This is a genomic window from Algoriphagus sp. AGSA1, from assembly GCF_021390545.1.
In the GTDB taxonomy this organism is placed as follows: Bacteria; Bacteroidota; Bacteroidia; order Cytophagales; family Cyclobacteriaceae; genus Algoriphagus.
Map to the genome: position 1 here is coordinate 54037 of NZ_JAJUWR010000005.1, position 21273 is coordinate 75309.

The 21273-nt window shown below is 40.3% G+C and carries 24 protein-coding genes, 1 tRNA gene and 1 pseudogene; 10 read left to right on the forward strand and 16 right to left on the reverse strand.

Annotation, left to right across the window (positions count from 1 at the left end):
• The first annotated feature begins 85 nt into the window (after window positions 1-85).
• The 4 genes from LZF95_RS04530 (at window position 86) to LZF95_RS04545 (ending at window position 3645) form a co-directional block, all read left to right on the forward strand.
• Window positions 86-955: a sulfite exporter TauE/SafE family protein gene (locus LZF95_RS04530; protein WP_368670761.1), complete on the forward strand. Its 870-nt coding sequence runs from the start codon at window positions 86-88 to the stop codon at window positions 953-955.
• A gap of 78 nt (window positions 956-1033) precedes the next feature.
• Window positions 1034-2437, forward strand: coding sequence for a rhodanese-like domain-containing protein (locus tag LZF95_RS04535; protein ID WP_233753806.1), 1404 nt, complete (start codon window positions 1034-1036; stop codon window positions 2435-2437).
• A 204-nt stretch (window positions 2438-2641) separates the two neighbouring features.
• Complete coding sequence (locus tag LZF95_RS04540; RefSeq protein ID WP_233753807.1) at window positions 2642-2848, forward strand: DUF2892 domain-containing protein; 207 nt, start codon at window positions 2642-2644, stop codon at window positions 2846-2848.
• A 185-nt stretch (window positions 2849-3033) separates the two neighbouring features.
• Window positions 3034-3645, forward strand: a complete 612-nt coding sequence (locus LZF95_RS04545) for a bifunctional 2-polyprenyl-6-hydroxyphenol methylase/3-demethylubiquinol 3-O-methyltransferase UbiG (RefSeq protein WP_233753808.1) — start codon at window positions 3034-3036, stop codon at window positions 3643-3645.
• Between the two features lie 543 nt (window positions 3646-4188).
• On the opposite strand, the gene LZF95_RS04550 is transcribed toward LZF95_RS04545, so the two are convergent.
• From LZF95_RS04550 to rhuM (LZF95_RS04560), 3 genes are all read right to left on the reverse strand, one after another.
• Window positions 4189-5046, reverse strand: a complete 858-nt coding sequence (locus LZF95_RS04550; RefSeq protein ID WP_233753809.1) for a nucleotidyl transferase AbiEii/AbiGii toxin family protein — start codon at window positions 5044-5046, stop codon at window positions 4189-4191.
• A complete protein-coding gene (locus tag LZF95_RS04555) occupies window positions 5043-5681 on the reverse strand; it encodes a hypothetical protein (protein WP_233753810.1) in 639 nt (212 codons plus the stop codon). The genes LZF95_RS04550 and LZF95_RS04555 overlap by 4 nt, the downstream gene beginning before the upstream one ends.
• A 218-nt stretch (window positions 5682-5899) precedes the next feature.
• Entirely contained in the window at window positions 5900-6076 is a 177-nt protein-coding gene (gene rhuM / locus LZF95_RS04560) for a RhuM family protein (protein WP_233753811.1), read from the reverse strand.
• 197 nt (window positions 6077-6273) lie between these two features.
• Between rhuM (LZF95_RS04560) and LZF95_RS04565 the strand changes: the two genes are divergently transcribed.
• From LZF95_RS04565 to LZF95_RS04580, 4 genes are all read left to right on the forward strand, one after another.
• Window positions 6274-6546, forward strand: a complete 273-nt coding sequence (locus LZF95_RS04565; RefSeq protein ID WP_233753812.1) for a thioredoxin family protein — start codon at window positions 6274-6276, stop codon at window positions 6544-6546.
• A 64-nt stretch (window positions 6547-6610) separates the two neighbouring features.
• Window positions 6611-7186: a metal-sensing transcriptional repressor gene (locus LZF95_RS04570; protein ID WP_233753813.1), complete on the forward strand. Its 576-nt coding sequence runs from the start codon at window positions 6611-6613 to the stop codon at window positions 7184-7186.
• Window positions 7183-7518, forward strand: coding sequence for a heavy-metal-associated domain-containing protein (locus LZF95_RS04575; RefSeq protein ID WP_233753814.1), 336 nt, complete (start codon window positions 7183-7185; stop codon window positions 7516-7518). The genes LZF95_RS04570 and LZF95_RS04575 overlap by 4 nt, the downstream gene beginning before the upstream one ends.
• A complete protein-coding gene (locus LZF95_RS04580; RefSeq protein WP_233753815.1) occupies window positions 7518-8201 on the forward strand; it encodes a cytochrome c biogenesis CcdA family protein in 684 nt (227 codons plus the stop codon). Before LZF95_RS04575 ends, LZF95_RS04580 begins: the two co-directional genes overlap by 1 nt.
• A 487-nt stretch (window positions 8202-8688) precedes the next feature.
• Here the strand turns inward: LZF95_RS04580 and LZF95_RS04585 are convergent.
• The 12 genes and pseudogenes from LZF95_RS04585 to LZF95_RS04640 all read right to left on the reverse strand — a co-directional run.
• Window positions 8689-9303 (reverse strand): annotated as a pseudogene (locus LZF95_RS04585) (nucleotidyl transferase AbiEii/AbiGii toxin family protein); the annotation flags it as partial.
• Window positions 9304-9439: 136 nt separating this feature from the next.
• Window positions 9440-10228, reverse strand: a complete 789-nt coding sequence (locus tag LZF95_RS04590; RefSeq protein ID WP_233753816.1) for a type IV toxin-antitoxin system AbiEi family antitoxin — start codon at window positions 10226-10228, stop codon at window positions 9440-9442.
• Window positions 10229-10358: 130 nt separating this feature from the next.
• Complete coding sequence (rhuM, locus tag LZF95_RS04595) at window positions 10359-11330, reverse strand: RhuM family protein (RefSeq protein ID WP_233753817.1); 972 nt, start codon at window positions 11328-11330, stop codon at window positions 10359-10361.
• 69 nt (window positions 11331-11399) lie between these two features.
• Window positions 11400-12614: a site-specific integrase gene (locus LZF95_RS04600; RefSeq protein WP_233753818.1), complete on the reverse strand. Its 1215-nt coding sequence runs from the start codon at window positions 12612-12614 to the stop codon at window positions 11400-11402.
• Between the two features lie 358 nt (window positions 12615-12972).
• Window positions 12973-13059, reverse strand: a tRNA-Ser gene (locus LZF95_RS04605).
• A 100-nt stretch (window positions 13060-13159) separates the two neighbouring features.
• The gene (locus tag LZF95_RS04610; RefSeq protein WP_233753819.1) at window positions 13160-14227 is read right to left on the reverse strand and encodes an asparaginase; all 1068 of its coding nucleotides are present in this window, start codon (window positions 14225-14227) and stop codon (window positions 13160-13162) included.
• Entirely contained in the window at window positions 14224-15000 is a 777-nt protein-coding gene (locus LZF95_RS04615) for a TatD family hydrolase (protein ID WP_233753820.1), read from the reverse strand. Before LZF95_RS04615 ends, LZF95_RS04610 begins: the two co-directional genes overlap by 4 nt.
• Window positions 14997-16103 (reverse strand): glycosyltransferase, encoded by a 1107-nt coding sequence (locus LZF95_RS04620; protein WP_233753821.1) that lies wholly within the window; start codon window positions 16101-16103, stop codon window positions 14997-14999. The genes LZF95_RS04615 and LZF95_RS04620 overlap by 4 nt, the downstream gene beginning before the upstream one ends.
• A complete protein-coding gene (locus LZF95_RS04625; RefSeq protein ID WP_306422270.1) occupies window positions 16100-16690 on the reverse strand; it encodes a polysaccharide deacetylase family protein in 591 nt (196 codons plus the stop codon). The genes LZF95_RS04620 and LZF95_RS04625 overlap by 4 nt, the downstream gene beginning before the upstream one ends.
• 37 nt (window positions 16691-16727) lie before the next feature.
• Window positions 16728-17939: a PP2C family protein-serine/threonine phosphatase gene (locus LZF95_RS04630; RefSeq protein ID WP_233753823.1), complete on the reverse strand. Its 1212-nt coding sequence runs from the start codon at window positions 17937-17939 to the stop codon at window positions 16728-16730.
• A gap of 2 nt (window positions 17940-17941) precedes the next feature.
• Entirely contained in the window at window positions 17942-18193 is a 252-nt protein-coding gene (locus LZF95_RS04635; RefSeq protein WP_233753824.1) for a hypothetical protein, read from the reverse strand.
• Window positions 18194-18196: 3 nt separating this feature from the next.
• Window positions 18197-19324 carry a glycosyltransferase gene (locus LZF95_RS04640; RefSeq protein WP_233753825.1) on the reverse strand — a complete coding sequence of 376 codons (1128 nt, stop codon included), beginning with the start codon at window positions 19322-19324 and terminating at the stop codon, window positions 18197-18199.
• 21 nt (window positions 19325-19345) lie between these two features.
• Here LZF95_RS04640 and ruvC point away from each other — a divergent pair, with 21 nt between their 5' ends.
• Window positions 19346-19921 carry a crossover junction endodeoxyribonuclease RuvC gene (gene ruvC / locus LZF95_RS04645; RefSeq protein ID WP_233753826.1) on the forward strand — a complete coding sequence of 192 codons (576 nt, stop codon included), beginning with the start codon at window positions 19346-19348 and terminating at the stop codon, window positions 19919-19921.
• 52 nt (window positions 19922-19973) lie between these two features.
• Here the strand turns inward: ruvC and LZF95_RS04650 are convergent, their stop codons facing one another.
• Window positions 19974-20525, reverse strand: coding sequence for a porin family protein (locus LZF95_RS04650; protein WP_233753827.1), 552 nt, complete (start codon window positions 20523-20525; stop codon window positions 19974-19976).
• A gap of 177 nt (window positions 20526-20702) precedes the next feature.
• Between LZF95_RS04650 and LZF95_RS04655 the strand changes: the two genes are divergently transcribed.
• Window positions 20703-21266, forward strand: a complete 564-nt coding sequence (locus LZF95_RS04655; RefSeq protein WP_233753828.1) for a Crp/Fnr family transcriptional regulator — start codon at window positions 20703-20705, stop codon at window positions 21264-21266.
• Window positions 21267-21273 lie beyond the last annotated feature (7 nt).

Here is a 21273-nt window from a genome sequence, read left to right on the forward strand (position 1 = left end):
GCATTCAACAGATTGACTGAAAAAATTTATCGGACTATCAATCAGAGATTTGTAAGCATTTACATTTTATGTAACCATGGTTACTGTGAGTACCTCGACGTCAGTTTACAATTATCAGGAAATCAACAATCAAAACATCATGCCAGAAGCTGAAATTTTAGGATACGTACTGGCACTCTTGGTAGGAGCATCACTTGGACTGATTGGAAGTGGTGGATCCATCCTTGCTGTACCTATTTTAGTTTATATCTTTAGCATTGACCCAGTCATTGCTACAGCTTATTCACTCTTTATCGTAGGCAGTACTTCCCTTGTGGGTGGCCTGAAAAATGCATTTCAGAAAAACGTTGACTTTAAGACAGCGGTGATCTTTGGACTTCCCTCAATTGCATCTCTTTATGTTGCAAGACTGTTGGTCATTCCCTTCATACCCGATGTGCTGTTTACCTGGGAAGATTTTGTGTTCTCAAAAGCAATTTTCCTCATGGTCTTATTCGCTGCCGTAATGATTGTGGCATCTATATCCATGATCCGTCCCTGTGAGGACTGTCTATCCGATGAGGCAAGCGGCGAGAGAAAAATAGCCTATAACTACCCCGTAATTTTACTTACAGGCCTAGGCGTTGGACTGCTTACCGGTTTGGTTGGAGCAGGTGGGGGATTTCTTATCATTCCCGCACTGGTGTTTTTCGCTAAAATGCCCATGAAACTTGCTGTTGGAACTTCCCTGTTTATAATATCGCTCAATTCTCTATTGGGTTTTGCCGGATACGCATTGAGCGGAGTGGTTATAAACTGGCATTTTCTGACTTTGTTTACCGCTTTGGCAATAGTTGGAATCTGGCTGGGAATCCTGCTATCGAAAAAAATAAAGGGAAGTAACCTCAAGACTGCATTTGGATGGTTTGTGATGACTATGGGTACTTACATCCTTGTCAAAGAGCTGCTGTTATAATGTACCAGAGAATCATGGCAACTCATTATAGAATTACAAGTAAACTGAATTAGAATCAACTATTAACCCATAACACGTATGTTCTTTCAACATGTATATGATAAAACACTGGCACAGGCAAGTTACGTTATCGGATGTCAGGTAAAAGGAGAGGCAATTGTCATTGATGCCAAAAGGGATATTGACACGTACCTAGACATAGCAAGGCAAAACAACCTTAAAATAACCCATATCGCAGAGACCCACATCCATGCGGATTTCCTGGCTGGATCAAGGGAGCTTGCAGAAGCAACCGGTGCCCAGCTCTATCTTTCGGATGAAGGAGGTATGGAGTGGCAATACAGATATCCCCATATCGGTTTACACCATGGTGAGGTAATCAAGATAGGAAATCTAAGTCTAGAAGTTCTGCATACCCCCGGCCATACACCTGAAAGTATCAGTTTTATCCTCACAGATCATCCGGCGACAGATAAGCCCGTGATGGTATTTACAGGGGACTTTGTATTTGTTGGAGATATAGGAAGACCTGATTTATTGGAGAAGGCTGCCGGAATGTCCGGTACACAGGAAAAGGGAGCCAAACAGATGTTTCAGTCAATAAAGCGATTTGGGGAACTACCCTCCTATGTGCAGCTTTGGCCAGGACATGGTGCGGGCTCAGCCTGTGGCAAGTCACTTGGTGCAGTTCCCAGCTCCACGGTTGGGTATGAAAAAATAAGGAACTGGGCATTTCAATTTGATGATGACCAGGAGGGTTTTGTCTCCTACTTATTGGAAGACCAACCTGAGCCTCCCACCTATTTTGCAACGATGAAACGGCTAAATAAGGAAACACGTCCATTATTGGTGGAAATCCCCCAACATCCTAAGCTCACTAACGCCCAATTCAAAAGTGCCTACCAAAATGGGGTTACAGTAATTGACACCCGGAACAAAAGCGATTTCGGGAAAGGATTTCTTCCCGGAAGCCTGAATATTCAGGACAACAATTCCTTTGCAACATGGGTGGGCTGGCTTCTAAATTACCAAGAACAGTTTGTATTGGTGGCAAAAGAAGCACAAATGGAAGAGCTGACCCGCAAGTTGATGAGAATAGGCCTTGACAACATGTATGGATTTATTGAAAACGTAGATGACCTTGGCATTGAGTTAAGCCAGTCTGAAATAGTGACTATTGAAGAATTCAAAACATACTTGGGACAAGAGCAGGTACAGGTAGTAGATGTTCGCGGTGAATCAGAATTCAAGAACGGGCACATTCAGGGAGCAGAGCATGTCTTTGTGGGAACCATGGAAAAGAACCTGCATAAAATCAGTAAGGATAAGCAAGTGGTCATCCATTGCCAGAGCGGAGACCGAGCAGCGATTGCCAATTCCATTCTACAAAAGCATGACTTTAAACATGTAAAAACCTTTTCAGGAGGTATGAAGGAATGGATAGAAAAGGATAACCCGGTAGTAAAAAACAAAGCTAATTGATACTAGGGGAATTTCTTTCGACCGTTTCATAGAAATATTTCCAGAAGGCCAAAAACCTCATAAATAAAACCCTGTATTATAGAACACTTATTTATGTAGTCAACTGATGAAATCCAAAATAAAAAAACTCTTGCTTGTTTGCATATTATGCCTACTCACAATAGGTTCTATAGTTTTATTAATTGAATTCTTAAGTTCATTATTATGAAAAAAAATATGGGCGGCGCAGACCGCATAATTAGAATTTTCATCACTGGAATAATTGTGGTGCTTTATTGGCAAGGTATTATTGAAGGAAAGACAGCAATTGCTTTATTGGTCATTGCAGCCATTTTCTTACTTACAAGTTTGGTGAGTTTTTGCCCCCTTTATAAACTAGTAGGCCTTAATACCTGTCCCAGAAAAAGATAAACAGGAAATAAAACTGATCAAATTTGTAAATACCACTACATTAAGAACAGTTTTTTTGGAGCAATGACAGCATATAAATAATTCCTTTAGCGGTTTGTCTACTATTGTATTGTAGTTTTGGTTTATGACATATAAAATTTAAAACTAGATATACAACTCACCTAATAACTAACATAAGTACAAATATGAATCAAAATCCAACTGAATTTTGGAATCTACGATATGGCAATGAAGAATTTATTTATGGTGAAAAACCCAATAAGTTCTTTAAGGAACAACTTGACAAATTAAAACCAGCTAGCATTCTCCTACCTGCCGAAGGAGAAGGACGTAACGCTGTATATGCAGCTTCTAGAAATTGGGATGTAGTTGCCTTTGACATCAGCGAGAATGGCAAGAAAAAGGCAACTAGACTATCTGAACAAAGCCATGTTTTTATCGATTATAAAGTCACAGAAGCACTAGATTTTAAATCACCTAGAGGATTTGATGTTATTGGGCTGATATATACCCATTTCCCTTCAAAAATCCGGCAGCAGACATTCGAATATCTCCAACAATTTTTGAAAGTTGGTGGTACTATTATATTTGAGGGTTTTTCAAAAGCGCAGCTGGGAAACGCATCAGGTGTTCCAAAAGATAAAGAAATGTTGTTTTCTATTGAAGAAATAAAAATGGAATTTCCAGAAATTGAATTCAATTTTTTAAAAGAAGAAGTGATTGAGCTTAGTGAAGGCAATTATCATTGTGGCACAGCATCCGTTATTCGGTTTGTTGGCATCAAAAAAACATCTTAATCATTAATGCTCCTATTATTAACTCAATAAGGCTCTACCTTTAAGTTAGTGGTAATATTAATTTAATCCAACATGGAAAAAGAGGATAGCCCTCCTAAAGTTATTAAAAGTTCTAGAGCCTTTCCGTACAGTATTGAGCTATTTAATTTTACAATTTGTCCGCTCAGCCATTGCGTTGGCTAGATTCATCAATAATGCATTGACACCGAAACCCTTGATATGATTATTAAACATATCTACCACTTTGTTTATTTCTTTGATCTTTCTCTTATGCGAATCACCAGTCCATTTAAGGTACAGTTTCCAGGATTATAGTTTTTCGGAACTGAGCAGATCCTTGAAATTTCCCCTTACCTGTAATGCCTTGTTGACCTCGTAATTGGCACCGACAATAAAATCAAATTGTATTTGCTGTTTCTATCGAATTTTGAGCAGTGCGTAGCTGGTCGATGCTACAATAAAGGGGAAGCCTATTGCAAAAGTTTAACACTATATTAACCATGTTGGTTAAATCGATTTAAATCAATTATAAGTAAGGTCAACTTATCCCTCCTTGAATTTCAAACTTTCTATGAGGTCTGTAAAATATTGCGGACTCCAGATTGATAATGATGAATCATCTTGGATAAATCGGATTACATCCTCCTTAATACTATTAAAGTCTACACTTTGAATTTTTTCTCTTATAAGTTCTAAAACCTGCGCTTTCGTAATTGATTTTTCCTGCCAATCATCCGTGTCTAAAGCCCTAAGTAGAAAATGGGAAAGATCTAAAGGAACTCTTTTTTTAATATACCATTCCAGATCATACCAATCCCTCCCCTTCACTCTTTTTTGCCACTTCCTGAAAAGCAATGCATGCATTTTGCCTGCAAATAAACTTGGAGGCGTAAAACATTTAACATAGAAAGAAAATGGGCGCAACAGCAATTTCTCCTCAGTTTCAAAACCTAAAGGTGGAAGTCTGTCAACTTCCAATTTAATCTTTATACTAGGCATCAATTTAACACCTGATTGGGGGATGATACCTTCCAATACCAACTCTTTCCAAACAGTTGCGGATTTGAGAAAAGCGGAATCTATACTTGACTCTTTCTGCTTTTTCTTTTCAGCAATTGTGACCTTCATCCCAAGAGCGTCAAATTCCGTGATAATAGCTTCAAAGTAAATATCCAGTGAAAATTCAGGATCAACTTCCAACAGTGAAAAGTCAAGATCTTCAGAAAATCTTTCCAGTCCATAAAAAATCCGTAATGCCGTTCCTCCATAAAATGCGGCTTTCTCAAAAAAACCCGCACGCTGCAGTCCTGCCAAAGCTACCTCCTGCATGATTTCACGTAAAGCTGAGAATGCCTCATCCTGTGATTTGGGATCATATTCGGCTAGCCACTCCTTTATCATAAATTTCGGATTGTTTTGATGAGCATGAGTAGGCTGTTTTGTTTTGGAGCATCAGAAATCCAGGTTTCGATCACATCTACTTTCAAACCTCGAATTATGTCTTCGTCAATTCTTATGTCCTCTGTTAAAAATCCCATTGCTTGTTTTATACTTCTCAAATTCAGTCTACTTGTCATAACAATTTTGTCACAAATAGCCTTTTCAGGTGATGCAATCATCACTGCCTGCTTTGGAGTAACATCAACCGTTCTGATACCAAAAGAATAATAAGGCAACGAAGTGCGCTTATAGCTAAATCTCCCAAGTTCAGTCTTGAATGTCTTAGTAGGTTTAACTGTCATTGAAGTGGTTTCAAAGACCCGCTCTGGTATTAATCCCCAGAATGAAAGGGCTGATTCCATGGAGACATAACTTGGCCCCCATAGGTGGTTTGCAATAAGAAGGGATTCAGGCAACAACAGTTTACTTTTTGGCCCTGGAACATACAAGCCATTTTTCAAACCAATCAGCCATCTGGCCTTTATCAATTCAGATATTTTATCATTAGGCCGCTTATAGTTCTTCAATAGCGACAAAATAACCTGCCTCGTTAGTGGTTCTTCTTGATATTCAGATAAAAGATCTTTAAACTCCATCTTGTCACAAGATAGCTCAATAATCGGAAATAATCCGATTATTTAATAAAAATTTGACAATAACTAAAGCCATCTTGTTTAATTAGATTAACACGGGTTTTATCCAGATTCTCATGATCATAACCATCCAGTAACTCAAGCCCCATAGCAAATTGATTGAGCCACTCCAAGTTTTGATCCAGGGCCTTTTGCTCAATTGCCCGGCTTAACATCCTGATTCAGTCTTTCAAGTTCTGGACTACTTGTTGCTCCTGAGAAAGTCTCTGTTCATTAATTGCATAGCCCTGAACGAGGAAATCTTTAATTCGTTGGGTTACCCATTGACGGAATTGTGTGCCTCTTTTGGAATAAACTCGGTAATCGACGGCGACTATTATATCCAAGTTATGCCTCATTGTAGGACGCTGACCGCATATTCAGACACATATGATTTTCCCGAAACTCACGGCAAATGCTGAAAACCAAAAGAGGCTGAATATTTGCCAACGCCACAAGCTTAAAAAAAGAATTTGAAAAAAAAATTTGGCGACCACCCCCTGACCTGACACATCTTTGTAGCGTAATTAATATTAATCATTAAAAACGTAAAACAATGAAACGACAAATTGAAGTATTTACAGCCGGGTGTCCGGTATGTGAACCAACTGTAAAAACAGTAAAAGAAATGGCTTGCGACTCTTGTGAAGTAACCGTTTACGACCTTGTTAAACAATGTGACGACAAAGTCTGTATTGAAAAAATGAAAGAGTATAATATTACTTCCCTACCAGCGATTGCAGTTAATGGAAAATTACTTGCTTGCTGTCAGAGCAGAGGCGTAAGTAAGGAAGAATTAGCAGCAGCAGGTATCGGTAAAGCTATTTAATTTATTAACCATTACCACCCAACTTGCAAATAATGGAGTCTGGGTGGTTTTTAACTTAATTAATATGTTGCCAAGAGATTTGACAAAAGATCTTAAAGACCGACTAAATAGCATTAAAGGTCAGGTTGTAGGAATAATAAAAATGCTTGACGAAAGCAATGACCCTGCCCAAATATTAAACCAGTTTAAAGCGATCAACAAAGGATTTGAGAAAACCCAGCAGCTTCTATTAGATGAAGTTTTCAGGAAAACTTTGGCAATGAAAATTTCAGAGGCATTGGAAGCCTGTCCTGGTAATTGTGGACAAGAAGAACGAATAGCAATTATTAAAAACCAATTTCCTGATTTAGGACTTTACGAACTAACAGACAAAATGCAGGAGATTGATAAGATTTATGAATTTTTACTCACTAAAAAGGAAAGTATGAAAGAAATATCATTAACCATTGACAATATGGTTTGTCAGGGTTGTGCGGAAAATATATCCGATATTTTAAAGCAAACAAATGGTGTGGAAGATGTAAATACGAAGGCTATGAAAAAATTGGTGAACATTAAATTTAGCCCCACTGAAACGAATGAAAAAGAACTCATAGCCATATTGACAAAAGCAGGATATCAACCAAAAGTGGAATTATGAGCATAAGAAAATCATTTGCCATTTTGTTCATTCTGCAAACATTCTTTATGGCTTGTTCAGGAAATAATTCTCAAAAAAATCAAACAGGTTTAAATGAAGGAGAGGTAACATCAATAGAAATATCTATTGAGGGTATGAGTTGTATGTCTTGTGTTGCAAATGTAAAAAAGACACTGACAAGTATTGATGGGGTAATGGGAGCAAATGTAAGCCTTCAGAATAAAAATGCAACGATAAAGTGTAACTCTGAAAAAGTTACTTCGGAGCAATTGAAGAAGGCTATAAATAAAATTGGCTATAAGGCAGGCGACATAAAAGAATTAATGGAATAATGTTAGAGAACTTTCTAAACCGATTTATAAGCACACTTCAAGAAGGCTCGATTGTGAGTTTAGGGATTGCTTTGTTAGCAGGTATAATTTCAAGTGGTGTGTGCCCCTGCACTTTACCCGTTGGACTTGGTTTTGCGGGCTATGTTGGCAGTGCTTCTGTTCGAGAATCGAAAACAGGTTTTTCTATAACTTTTTCATTCTTTTTAGGTATTGTATTTTGTTTGACATTATTAGGAGCCATTGCAGGTTATTTAGGGGCGTTCCTAACAGAAATATTTGGAAAATACTGGGCAATGGCAATGGGTATAATATCATTAATCGCAGCCGGAATTGCTTTTTATGGGCCATATCTACGTGTTCGTCAACTTGAATCGCTTCGGAGCCCGGGAATGGGTGGGTCATTTTTATACGGCTTAATTTTTAGCATAGGAACATCAGCAGCTCCATTACTACTATTGTTATCTTTTGCAGCAGCTAAGGCAAGCGTTTTAAACGGATTAGTTTTGGCACTTTTGTTTGGAATTGGAAGAGGACTACCCTTTTTGGTCGTTGGACTATTTGCGAGCTCTGTTTCAAAACTTGCCAAATTGACTTGGTTAAGGAAAAGTATTCAAATTATAAGCGGATTGGCGTTACTTTATTTAAGTCTCTATTTTTTCAGACTTTTCAGCTATTATCTTTAGACAGAATCAATCCAATCTGTCACATCCATATACATTGGCAAGTCACTCAATTCGAGCAACGCAAGCCAAAACTTGCCAAAGAGTATGGATGCCCCACCGCAACTGACGAAATAGAACAACGAAGACATAATAGAGGTACTGTCTTAAATACCAAATCATTATAAAGATTATTCTTTTTACATTAGCGAGGAGCTTAGGCTTAACATTACCGGAATTACGCTTGTAATTGTTGTGAGGGCAATCATGATAGTAGAGCTGGTCGTTTTTCCATAGTCCCAGATTAGGATCAATAATTTTCTCTGCACAGCTACTTATGCCAGCATTTTTGTTTTCCCTCTTTCCATCAACAGGCTATATAAGTTTGTAAAGAGATGACCAGTATTTGAATTCTAAAAATGCCGATAAATGCATAACCCACCGGGTATAGACATTCCCTTTTTTGGACATCATGGTCTTGCCGGAATAGCTTACCAGGTGCCCTTGGCTTTCAAAAAGTTTCAAGGCCATTTGTCTCTGCTGGTAAAACAGCTATTGTTTTTACACCTACGCCCCGAATGGGTAAAACGTTTTTGAACCTTAGTGCCATTTGCGTAAATTCCGCCTCATAAATCTCCTTTAGATCTTTGCGGTGCGGATCCAGCAGTTCTGCAAATGGTCTCTGGTGGCTGATTAAGAATACCAGAAAAGTCTTTCGTAAATCATCTGTAAAACCTTCATTTTCTAACAAAAACTTTACATCGAAAAGATCTCGTGGGTGTTGCCTATCCAAAGCTGCAGCGATCTTCCCTGCATATAAATCAGGTAAGGAAGCTACTTGAATTTCCGCGTATCCAAATTCTTGCTCTACGGTTTCTCATACTTCCATGTGCACTTCAGGAAATACTGACCCTCAGATAACAGGAGATAATTCTATTTTTATACGCACATCGTCCAACTGCAAAATCAACCGGAGTGCATTTCCCTGTTCATGTGTATTTTGAATATGGATTCCCGGGATGGTTCTCATAATCAATTCGCTTAATCGTGACAAGGCATTACGAATATTAGCAAGAGCTACTTCGCGCCCTTCTGACGGAATGTAGAGCAAATCAAAGTCCACCGAAAGCCTGGGAAGTTCTCTCTAAAATAGATTAATCGCAGTTCCTCCTTTCAATGCAAAACATTTTTCAGAGTCCAATAGCGGAAGTACACGGACCAATAACTGAACCTGCTTATAGTATATACTGTCTTTTTTCATTTTAGTATTGGAAATCTTTGGGTACGGTTATTTGATAGGTTTTATCAAGTTTACCACCTTTGACAATTACCCTGTTGCCAGAACCAAGGTCTATTTTGTCCATATTTAATTTTGAAAACCAGATATAGTTGTGCCTTGAAGCGAACCAAAGAAATAGCCGTTTGACTTTCACATTAGTACAGGCTTCCAATAAATTTTGTAGAGTCCGTGGAGATAATGTTGTCATCCCTTGAATTAGCTGGCCGGCATTTTCGATGGATATTTTTCCCGGAACTTCATTTAACATTTCAAGGCAGGCTCTTTCTGGGTATGATATTCTCAGTTCGTCTAATTCCAGTTTCCAGGTAACAGTAGTAGTATATTTTTCAGATATTTCCTTTTCCATGCCTGAAAACAGTTTATTTCGGGTATGGCGTTTAAAGGCTACCTTTTCAGTTAGCTTATTTGCCCATCCTGGTAATTTATCATTGCCGTATAAATGAACTGTTTCTTTTTTAGAAATCGGTATGTAGTGGGAATATCCCTTTAGCTCCAATGCACTCAATCCACCTACAACGAAGTCAGTTTTCATAACAGCCTGAAGCGTATAAACCATACTTTGCCAAGAAAGCTGCGATTTTCCTCGTGTATAAAGCCCCGGCCATAGTAACTTTAGCTGCTCACTCTTAACTAGATTATCGATGGCATGTTTATCCAAAAAAGCCTTATTTGCCAACCAATTTCGGGTAACAATCATAGTCTCAGGCATTATTTGTTCCAAAAGTTTACGTCTCTCAGTATTAATCGCCATGTTTATATAGTTTAATTTACACGGCGATAATCACCGTAAAAACAAATTTATATAAATTCTTTGTTTATATAAATAAGAAATAACGGCGATAATCGCCGTTATAAAATCAAATGGTAAACCAAGAATTCAATTACAAATTCCTATTCAATACACTGATCACCAGTTTCTTTACCGTTTCCATCTCTTCAGGTTTGCTGGAAGCAATGAACAAGGTCAGGCTTGCCAATGCATCATTGCTGATTATAGAATGGCCTTCACTATTATGCAATAGATCATTTGACTGCAAAAAGAGAAGGAAGCAAGCTGCTGCAATCCGTTTGTTGCCATCGACGAATCCGTGATTTTTGACAATCAGATATAGAAGCGTAGCGGCTTTTTCTTCCAAGGTCGGATAGAAATCCTCGTCACCAAAACCTTTACTGATTTGTGCAATTGCACTTTCAAAGCTTCCGTCTTTTTCCTTTCCAAACACACCGGATTCAAAATCTGATTTCATTGACTGGATAACTTCTTTGTAGTCAACTAACCCTGGATAGTTTGCCTGTCTTTTATTTAACCCTTTCTTATCTAAGTTCTCATGATCATAATCATCGAGTAACTCCAATCCTTTGGCAAAATGATTGAGCCAGTCCAAATTCTGATCGAGTGCCTTTTGTTCTATTGCCCGGCTTAGGATTCGGATTCCGTCTTTAAGGGTCTGGACTTCTTGTTGCTTCTGAGAAAGTCTCTGTTCATTTATTGCATAGCCTTGCACAAGGAAGTCTTTAAGCCGTTGGGTTGCCCATTGACGGAATTGTGTGCCTCTTTTGGAGTTAACCCGATAACCGACAGCGATTATTACATCTAGGTTATAATGTACTCTTTCTCTTTCAACTGATCTTTTGCCTTCCACTTGAACTGTTCGGAAATTCCGAACAGTTGAGTCTTTGTCCAGTTCTTCAGATTCGAAAATGTGTTTGATATGTTCACTGATGTTTGCTTTACTGGATTTAAAAAGCTCTACTAGCTGGCTGTTCGTCAACCAGGTAGTTTCATTCTCAAATCTTACCTCAATCTGAGTCTGCCCATTTTCTGCTTGGTATATTTCGATTTTATTTTCCATTGTTACTGTTCAATTTAAGTTTCATTTTTGGGTTTCAGTCTCTTCATTTAAAAAGAAGTCAGTCTAGATTCATTGAAGCTTCTCTCTTAGAGCCTTCATGTCAAAACTTATCTTCGTGTCCAAGATTTTGGCATAATGCTGCGTTTGTTTGATAGACTTATGTCCAAGCATTTTGGACACCGTTTCAATAGGAACTCCATTTCCCAAAGTGATAGTCGTGGCAAATGTATGTCTGGCGATGTGGAAGGTTAAGGGCTTATCAATCCCACACACATCAACGATCTCTTTGAGGTACGAATTCATTTTTTGGTTGCTCAATACTGGCAGGACATGCGATCCATCTTCACACAAGGGGTGGTCCTTATATTTCTCAACAAGCTTAAGTGCCTTTGGCAACAATGGAAGACGGGTGGGAGTATCAGTCTTTTGCCGATTGGTAAAGATCCACTTCTCTCCGTCGATTCCGATTACTATCTGAGATCTAGTTAGTCGCTTGACATCAATATATGCCAAGCCAGTATAACAACTAAATAGAAAAATGTCCCTGACATGCCGTAGTCGCTCCGTCGGAAATCTTTTTGCTTCAACAATAGCAATCTCCTCTGATGTTAGATAGACACGATGAACTTCCTTTTTCGCCATTTTAAAACGGATAAAAGGATCACGGTCTAGCCAGCCATTTTTAAGACAAATTAGAACGATCTTTTTGAAATTAGCCAAATACTTCATGGTGGTATTATGGCTGCAATTCTGAACAGTTTTAAGCCAAAAGGAATAGGAAGAGATAAATTCATAATCCAAGGCATGTATATCCATATCCTCCTTTTTATATTTCCATTTCATGAAGGCCTTGGTGTGGTCATAAGAGGTACGATACCTTTGCAAGGTGCCCGGAGCGAATTCTTTATCTAAAAGAGCTTCCACTTGTTCATTGTGCTCCTTGAAAATCTCCATGATCATCTTTTTCTTTTCAGACACTCCCAGCAGTATATTTTTGATTGCTTCTGCTGTGACCTCTTGATCCCGATCCAATAATTGCTTTTTGGCCTGTAAGGCTTTGTAATAAAGAGTGTCCAGATAGGAGTTAAGGGTCTTTCCTTCTTCAGAATTCCCAAAAGCCCTACCGGCAGACACATTCCATTTAGAAAGTTGCCATAATCTTTTGGTTGACAACTCCTTAGGAATTCCATCGACGGTAATTCGGAGATAGATGTACTTTTCTCCATTCTTGTTTTTTTTGGATTGCTTCAAAAAGAAGAGCAATCCGAAGCTTTTTTCTAACATAACGCACTGATTTAGGTTAATAAAACTCGAAAAACAGACTCTAATCCACAAGAGGTTTAAATATTGAACTAGTTGATATTCAAAGAATAATACAGATCTCAGTGCGTCTTTTTTTTCGAAGTAGGTGAACTACACGAATGACGCACTGGAATTACAGGCAATTGTGAAAACTTTGAGGGTTTGAATACAAAAAAGCCTGTAACACAACTCATTACAGGCCTTCGCATTTTCTGGAAAATCTTAACGTTTATAAACGTAAATATCTGAAAATCAATTATTTGCTAATATTTAAGGTAAAAACAAAAATAGGTTACAGATTTTTAAATCTGTAACCTATTGATTTTCAATCTATTATAAGTAGAGAGGAAGGGATTCGAACCCTCGATACCCTCACGGGTATACACGCTTTCCAGGCGTGCTCCTTCAACCACTCGGACACCTCTCTAGTTGAATTATCCGATCCGTATGCCAAATCGGAGTGCAAAGAAAATTATTATTAACGCCCTTTCCAAATTATCCTGAAAAATAGCCTCGGGAATCTGTATTTATGCGCTCATTTCCCCCGCAAGAGGCATTTTTAATTTCTCCACCACGTCAGCATGTGAACTCTCCTGTCCCAGCAAAAACATCAATTTGGTGATAGCTGCCTCGGTGGTCATATCCGTCCCACTGATCACGCCAACATTCAAAAGCTCTTTGCTAGTCTCATATCTGCCCTGTATTACCCGTCCCCCGTTACACTGTGACACGTTCAAAATTATGATCCCTTTTTTGATGGCTCTCTGAAGGGAATTCATAAACCATTCCTCGCTTGGACTATTCCCCGATCCATAGGTTTCCAGCACTACGCCTTTGAGTCCTTTGATATCAAGCGTCGCATCTATGACTCTTTGGGTGATCCCCGGGAATAACTTGAGAATCAACACATTGTTGTCAAGTGAATTTCTATTCACCAGTTTCTTATTAGACTCCAAAGAACGGATGGCTTGGGTATTATAGTCGATTACAATCCCGGACTCTGCAAGTGGGGGATAATTCTCAGACTCAAACGCATCAAAATGCACACTTTGCACTTTCTTGGAGCGGTTTCCTCTCAGCAATAAGTGGTTGAAGAAAATGCAAACCTCAGGAACAATTGGCTCCTCATTGATCTTAGCCGTGGCGATTTCTAATGAGGTCATCAGATTTTCCCGTGCATCAGATCTCATGGCAGAGATGGGAAGCTGAGCCCCGGTGAAGATCACCGGTTTGTTTAACCCCTGAAGCATATAACTGAGCATAGAGGCAGAATACGCCATGGTGTCAGTCCCGTGCAACACCACAAAACCATCGTAACTGTCGTAGTTCTCATAGATAATATAGGCCATATCTTTCCAATGGCTCATGGAGACATTGGAAGAATCTATAGGCTCAGGAAAAGAAATCACCGTAATGGCGATATCCATGGTATAGAGGATCGGGATCTTTTCAAGAATCTGCCCAAAGTTAAAGGGCACCAGCGCTCCACTTTCATCGTACGCCATGCCAAGGGTACCTCCGGTATAGATGATCAATACTGAAGAAGTCTTACTTGTACGCAGCGCTGTATTTAATCGTACTATTTTGTAGTTCATGATCCAATCTCACGGAAAAGGTTAAGGGCGTTTTGTTTTGTTTTAAGTGCTACTTCTTCCTTCGACAGATGGAGCAGGTCTCCGATTTTCTCAGCTATAATCGGCAAATAGGCCGGAGAGTTCCTTTTACCTCTATGGGGAACCGGTGCAAGATACGGAGCATCAGTCTCCAACACCAGATGATCGAGACTGATTTCAGGAAGAACCGCATCCAACCCTCCATTTTTATAGGTCACCACTCCGCCTATCCCCAAAAGAAACCCCAACTCGATAATCTGTCTGGCCTGACCCAACGTGCCGGTGAAACAGTGGAATACACCTTTCAGTTTACCGTCCTGCGCTTCTTTGACGAGGGCGATGGTCTCATCGATAGATTCCCTGCAATGAAGTACTATTGGCAATTCTCTCTCCTTTGCCCAATTGATCTGGATCCTGAGTGCTTCTTTCTGCTGCTCAAAAAACGTCTTGTCCCAGTACAGATCAAGCCCTATTTCCCCTATTGCAGCAAAGGAGCGCTTATTCAGCCAGCCTTCCATCACTGCCAATTGCTCAGGGTAATCATCCTTCACATCACATGGATGCAGCCCCATCATGGGAATACACAGATCAGGATATTTTTCTTCACAGGCCAGCATTGCCTCTATTGACTCCACGTCCACATTTGGCATGTATAGTCGTTCTATGCCCGCACCTTTTATATCCCGGATCACCTGATCCCGATCTGAGTCAAACTTAGTGGAATAAATATGTGCGTGTGTCTCTATGTAATTCATGGGTATATTCTGGCCTTCCAATTTGTTTTGGAAGGCCAAAAATAATAAAGAATAGTAAGGAGGGTGGTAATAGAACTATAAAAATCAAAAAACAGTAAATATATCCAGTTGATTTTCTGCCCTGCCTTATTTGCAAACCCATTAAGAAACAGCCCCTGTATAGCTATCTTAATCAAAGCCAAAGCCAAACCTACTTTTGGCATCAGGATTAATAGCCCAATTAATCCCAGATAGTATCCCGTCTGAAGTCCCAAGACCACTTTCCAATACAAAGGCAAAGTCATCATCCCATGCATCCACCTCTTGCGCTGGCGCATCAGGGACCGTAAGGATGTCTCAGGTTTCGTTTTCACAAGTATTCCCAAACTTACCTGATGAGCTATACCATATCCCTCTTTCTGAATTGCACGGGATATTTCAAGGTCTTCAGTTAGGCAAAAAGGGAGGTTTTTAAATCCTCCACATTGCACATAGGCCTCCTGGCTGATCACCATATTATTGCCCAGTCCAGTAGTCTGGATTTGCAGATCCGTGGCCACCTTAACAAATCCCAAAGTCAGCCACCAATCCAATTCCTGCAATCTGCCCAGCATACTCCCCGCTTTGACTTGAGTGACTCCTATCAGCAGACCAATATTCCCTGAAAATGAACCGATCCCTTCCCTGATCCACTCCCCACCCACCTCACAGTCGGCATCCGTGAAGAAATAATAATCTCCCTTAGCCTTTTCTGCCAATATGCCCAATGCATTGGCCTTCCCATTCTCATTATATAATGCCGTCTGAGAAGAACCTATACTTATAAAAGACCTGTTGGGCGCAAGGGCGCACCAATGTTCCAATATCTCTGTGGTACGATCAGAGCTCTGATCATCAGCAAATAGAAACTCCACCTTATCCGCCGGATAATCTATATTTTCCAGTGACCGTAAAAGATCCGGGAGATACGCCTCTTCATTTCTGGCAGCTACCAAAACAGACACTGGCGGTAATTCTGAGGGAGGGTTACTATGATTTTTCCAGAAAAAGCCAATCCGGATCAGCAACGTGCAAAACTGCAGGATAATCAAGGCAACAATACCATAACAAACCCAAACTATCATAGCAAACCTGTTTTCCATTTCTTCTCCCGGATATAATCCAGGTACCGGGGCAACACTTTAGGCAATACATTCTTGGTTTTTTGCTGATCATGAAAAACCGCGATACATCCGATCCTGGTATGTTGTATGGATTTTTTCACGACCAATTCCGGCTTTAAATTCTGGTCGTAGTCTCCTGAAAGCATGCTCCACATCACAATCTGTTGAGATGATAGTACCTCCGCTGCCTGGGCTGATCTCATCATACCATAGGGAGGTCTGAAAAGCTGAGTCCTGATCCCCAGCAAATCCTCAATAATCCTGTCACACCGGGCAATATTCTCCAAATATTTGCCCTGTTCTGTCTTCCAGCCATTGAGGTGATTAAAGGTGTGATTTCCGAGTTTGTGACCTTGATCCAGGATTTCCCTGGCCAAGGAGGGGTTTTTCCTCACATTATCCCCCACCACAAAAAAAGTGGCCTTCTGATCTCTTTTTGCCAGTTCTTCAAGCACGTAATCCGTAACTCCCGGCACCGGTCCATCGTCAAATGTCAAATAGACCACATCTCCACTATCTTCCTTAGCCCATATTCTGGCTGGATACAAGCGTTGGACAAATGAAGGGACAACATGCCAAACCATCTTATTGAAACCTTAAACTCAGCAAGGTAAGATCATCCCGCAGGGGAATATCTTTTGAAAATTCATTGATTTTTTTTAAGAACTTCCGATGGAAATCATCCGGATCAAGCTTATGGTTTTTGTTCACAAATTTTTCCAAACGCTCCTCCCCATATTCCTCCTCAAATGGGTTCATAGCTTCAGTAAGTCCGTCAGTGTACAGATGTAAGGAGAAGTTCCCCAAGTCCTCGCGCTTACCCACTTCCAGAAAGGGCAATTCATCAAAAGCTCCTAAGATAGTGGTACCCGCATCGAGACTGTCACATAGGCCAACTTCATCACGACAGAGCAAAGGAGGGTTATGGCCTGCATTTACATAGGTAAGTTCCCTCGTTCTGAAATTAAAATATCCCAAGAAAAAAGTAATGAAGCGTTCCCCATTGGTATTTTCAAACAAGGTATAATTCAGCTGCTTCACCACCATTTCCAGATCAGCATCACTGCGCAAAAGCGTCCGTAAGGCAGCCTGAAAGTTAGACATTAATAAAGCCGCGGCCATCCCTTTGCCTGATACATCCGCTATGCAAAAATAAACTTCATCTTTAGACTTGCGGACAAGGTCATAATAATCTCCTCCTACCATACTATGGGGCAAATAAGTCACCTTAGCCTTGAGTTCCTTATCTATCGGCAACTCTGCCGGAAACAGCATCTGCTGAACTTGGGATGCAATCGCCACTTCCCTGTTCAGGATTTCCTGCTCAAGTTGCTTTCTTGCAAACCTCTTGTTTTCCAAAGCTACCACCAATATATTGGTCAAGGCTTGTGTGAAATTCAGATCCAATTCCAATCCTTGATCTTTTCTCCTCAAAAACAAGATTGCAAGCATCTTGTCTTTATGGTAAACGGGCAGATAAGTTTCCAACTCTTCAAAAGAATACTCCTCCTCCAATTCCAGTCTCAATTCACCTGTGGCCTTCTCATCCATTACCTGCGCAGCAGAAATCAACCTCGGCACATTACCCTTCACACCATGTGAGATCTTATTTTCAAAGGCTCCCTGTTTGGCGACATAGAGTATCAGTGATTTGATATTCAGGTGTACCAGGCAGGTAAATTTGAAAATATTAAGCAAAACTGTTTCCGACTGATTTTCATTTATCGCCTGGGTGATCTCCAACAGCGATTTCAGCTGCAGTTCCTTCCGTTGGAATTTGTGTATTTCAGTAGTCAAAGTCAAAGTGTATTATGGGCCATCAGACCTTTCTTAGTCGCCAAAAAGAATAGGTCTCTTCCTTCATTTAAAACATCCACTGCCTCAAACCGCTCTGTATCCGGATCATCTAGACATTTAATATATCCCTGAGAATACAGACTATGTAATGTGGCCAAGAGCAATGCTTCATCCCAACCTAAAGCTTCTTTGAGGTATCCGTATGACTGGACGAAATACAGCTCGTCCATCAAGTCAAATTCGTCGTCATTCATAAGTTAGATTTCAGGTCCTAAATTAACACTTCTCCAGTTCTCCCGACCTTTCCAAGTGAATTTTCCTCTTAAAGCTCCCAAAGCGACACGTAACACATAAAACGGATGAAGGAGAGAAATTTTTAAAACTGACACACTGTCTAGAACCCCTCCGAAACTTCGCAAAACCTTACCCAAGCTATGGTTTTCAGCTAATGCTTTCAATAACCAGATTCCTCCGAAAACCAGTATCCCCCGCGCCCCCATAGTTAGTAAATAAAAGCTTCCAATCCATATTACTTGTACCCAGAGCGCCGCTATGGCCAAAGATGCATGTACGAAAGAAGAGTGCGCTTTCCACTTGCTCGCCCAACGGACACGTTGCTGGATCAGTGCACGCCAAGTAGGCTCTGGCTTTGTACACACCAGTACCTGAGGTGACGTCAAATAGGCGCAAGAATCAGCACCATAGGTTTTATAAATTTTCTTCAGCAGAAATTCATCATCTCCGGAAGACAAATGACGGTTCCCTTCATAGCCCTCCACCCGTTCAAAAGCTTCTTTTCTATAGGCAAAGTTGGCTCCACTACACATCAGTGGGCTTTTTTTGGTAAAAGAACCAGAAGTCATCAACACTACACTAGCCCAGTCCAGGCGCTGGAACTTATCCAAAACACCCTCTCCGTCCTTTACAAGTACCGGCCCTGCTACCAGCTGGATGTGAGGATCATAAAAAGGCAAAACCATCCCTTCTATCCAATGCTTTGTAAACACACAGTCAGCGTCCGAACAAATAATCACCTCACCTCTGGCCTGTTGCACTCCAAATTCTATTGCGCTTTTCTTCCCGGGTGCCGGACTGTACAGTAGTGACATTCCAGGCAAGTGTTCCGCTGTCAAAAGCCCTGGCGAACCATCTTCTGAGTGATCATCTATCAATAAAATCTCCAGATTTGGATACTGAAGCCTGGTAAGATTTACAAGCAGATCGGGGATATTTTCCCTTTCATTCCGAAAAGGAATAATAAGAGTCACTTGGGGAGAAAATGAGCGTATCGAAGAGAATTCAATTTTGCATGACTTCCAATTGCTACCCATCCACCACAGCAAGGTAAAGTAACTCAGAGACCAGATCAGGTAAAAACTTAGCATCTTTTGGGCTAACTTGCGGAGGTGAGCAAAGAACAAGAAAAAGCACCAAAGGAAAAAATCATATTAGGAATAGATCCAGGCACAAATGTGATGGGATATGGGGTGATATTAACTAACGGAAAAAAATACAAACTCTTACAATATGGCGTCATCCATCTAAAAAAGTATGGGAGCCATGAATTGAAGCTCAAAAAAATTTTTGAACGCATTACCGGCATTATAGAGGAATTCCTCCCGGACAGTGTGGCCTTGGAGGCACCATTTTTTGGAGTAAATGTACAATCCATGCTCAAACTGGGAAGGGCACAGGGAGTCGCCATGGCCGCAGCACTGGCCAGAGAGATACCCATAACAGAGTATTCTCCTAAAAAAGTAAAGCAATCTGTGACAGGCAATGGAAACGCCTCCAAAGAACAGGTTGCCGCTATGTTGCAGACTCTTTTCTCTATTACGGAACTCCCAAAAATGCTGGATGCCACTGATGCTTTGGCAGTCGCTCTTTGCCATCACTTCCATGAAGGAAGGGTACAGACCAGGGGAAGGAATGAAGGCTGGAAATCCTTTATAGAAGAAAATCCTGATAGGCTGAAAAAATAAAAACCCGGGTTAACCCAGGTTTTTATTTTTTCAGCTTACTCATCAGAACCGATTAGAAATCATATCCAACTGAAATCTTGAACACGTTGTTTTTAACATCCTGATCATAATATTGCACGCTTTGGAATCCTATATCGTAACTCACCTGGGCATTCAGACCAAACGGTAAGTTCGCGCCTACGCCTACTACCCCCGCGATATCATACCCTCTGATCGGCTCGGTGTCTGTCACATTGTCCCCATTTACCAATTCCATGTTTCTTGAGACCAAAAGTGAACCTTGAGGCCCGGCAAAGACATTCAGAAAAGGCAAGAAATTAACACGGACCAAAACAGGGATATCCAAATAATTTATACGGTCATTCTTTGTAGTGTGGCCAACCGTGGAATTTCTTTGATACCCTTTTTGCGAAAACTGCACCCCTGGCTCTAATGATAGAAACCCCAGATCCTTCTTGTAATATCCTCCTACATGGAACCCTGCAATAGCGTCAGAATCAAAATCCGTGAAATTAGCGCTACTGAATCCCGCACGGACACCGAATTGAGCTTGGGCTGTGCCCAAGAAGCCTAGAGCAAATACTAATACCAAAAGCTTTTTCATAAAATATAATTTTGTTAGAGAGTTTGATTACGTGAAATTCAATAATTTTTGAAATAAATACAGGGTTATAAAGCACTTAAGCATGCAGAATCCTGCACTTATATTTAAATTGACAGGGCTAATTTAGGGTAAATATAATACACCTTGCCGTCATATTAACTTTTTAGTAACGAATAAATGGAAAATTTCTTGCCACTCTTAAACAAATTCCCTACCACAAGCGATGAAGCTAAAGCAGCCTTTGCAAGACATCTGGAAGAATTTGTGGTTGAAAAAGGCTTTTTATTAGAGAGGGAGGGGCAGGTAAGCAAGTATCTTTATTTTGTGGCTGAAGGTTCGGCCAGGAGTTATTATATCCGGGACAATCGTGACATTACGGTTTCTTTCACCCTAGATGAGGAATTTGTCACCGCTATGCATTCCTTCATCACCAGAAAGCCCTCCTATGAAAACATTGAAACCATGGAGAAAAGCAGGGTTTTTAAAATCTCACATGACGATCTACAGACCAGTTTTATGGAATTCCCTGAATTGGAACATGCCTACCGCCTGATATTGGAGCAATATTACATTGTACTCGAAGAGCATCAGATTTTCAATAAATTCAAAACGGCCAGGGAAAGGTACCTCGAACTGATGCAATACCGGCCAAAAGTCATCCATAAGGCTTCAGTAGGTCAAATCGCTTCATTTCTTGATATGACCATAGAGACTTTAAGTCGAATACGTGCCAGGGTCTAAAGACTGT

Excerpts from the sequence above, each read along its gene's own strand:
- LZF95_RS04550 (WP_233753809.1), bottom strand. The coding sequence starts at position 5,046 with ATGATAAAGGAGTGGCTAGCCGAATATGATCCCAAATCACAGGATGAG.
- LZF95_RS04650 (WP_233753827.1), bottom strand. The coding sequence starts at position 20,525 with ATGAAAAAGCTTTTGGTATTAGTATTTGCTCTAGGCTTCTTGGGCACA.
- rhuM (WP_233753811.1), bottom strand. The coding sequence starts at position 6,076 with ATGAGGCATAACTTGGATATAATAGTCGCCGTCGATTACCGAGTTTAT.
- LZF95_RS04620 (WP_233753821.1), bottom strand. The coding sequence starts at position 16,103 with ATGATAGTTTGGGTTTGTTATGGTATTGTTGCCTTGATTATCCTGCAG.
- LZF95_RS04600 (WP_233753818.1), bottom strand. The coding sequence starts at position 12,614 with ATGTTAGAAAAAAGCTTCGGATTGCTCTTCTTTTTGAAGCAATCCAAA.
- LZF95_RS04590 (WP_233753816.1), bottom strand. The coding sequence starts at position 10,228 with ATGGCGATTAATACTGAGAGACGTAAACTTTTGGAACAAATAATGCCT.
- LZF95_RS04570 (WP_233753813.1), top strand. The coding sequence starts at position 6,611 with ATGTTGCCAAGAGATTTGACAAAAGATCTTAAAGACCGACTAAATAGC.
- LZF95_RS04535 (WP_233753806.1), top strand. The coding sequence starts at position 1,034 with ATGTTCTTTCAACATGTATATGATAAAACACTGGCACAGGCAAGTTAC.
- LZF95_RS04655 (WP_233753828.1), top strand. The coding sequence starts at position 20,703 with ATGGAAAATTTCTTGCCACTCTTAAACAAATTCCCTACCACAAGCGAT.
- LZF95_RS04640 (WP_233753825.1), bottom strand. The coding sequence starts at position 19,324 with ATGCTAAGTTTTTACCTGATCTGGTCTCTGAGTTACTTTACCTTGCTG.
- LZF95_RS04580 (WP_233753815.1), top strand. The coding sequence starts at position 7,518 with ATGTTAGAGAACTTTCTAAACCGATTTATAAGCACACTTCAAGAAGGC.
- LZF95_RS04575 (WP_233753814.1), top strand. The coding sequence starts at position 7,183 with ATGAGCATAAGAAAATCATTTGCCATTTTGTTCATTCTGCAAACATTC.
- LZF95_RS04635 (WP_233753824.1), bottom strand. The coding sequence starts at position 18,193 with ATGAATGACGACGAATTTGACTTGATGGACGAGCTGTATTTCGTCCAG.
- LZF95_RS04540 (WP_233753807.1), top strand. The coding sequence starts at position 2,642 with ATGAAAAAAAATATGGGCGGCGCAGACCGCATAATTAGAATTTTCATC.
- LZF95_RS04610 (WP_233753819.1), bottom strand. The coding sequence starts at position 14,227 with ATGAACTACAAAATAGTACGATTAAATACAGCGCTGCGTACAAGTAAG.
- LZF95_RS04545 (WP_233753808.1), top strand. The coding sequence starts at position 3,034 with ATGAATCAAAATCCAACTGAATTTTGGAATCTACGATATGGCAATGAA.
- LZF95_RS04565 (WP_233753812.1), top strand. The coding sequence starts at position 6,274 with ATGAAACGACAAATTGAAGTATTTACAGCCGGGTGTCCGGTATGTGAA.
- LZF95_RS04615 (WP_233753820.1), bottom strand. The coding sequence starts at position 15,000 with ATGAATTACATAGAGACACACGCACATATTTATTCCACTAAGTTTGAC.
- LZF95_RS04555 (WP_233753810.1), bottom strand. The coding sequence starts at position 5,681 with ATGGAGTTTAAAGATCTTTTATCTGAATATCAAGAAGAACCACTAACG.
- rhuM (WP_233753817.1), bottom strand. The coding sequence starts at position 11,330 with ATGGAAAATAAAATCGAAATATACCAAGCAGAAAATGGGCAGACTCAG.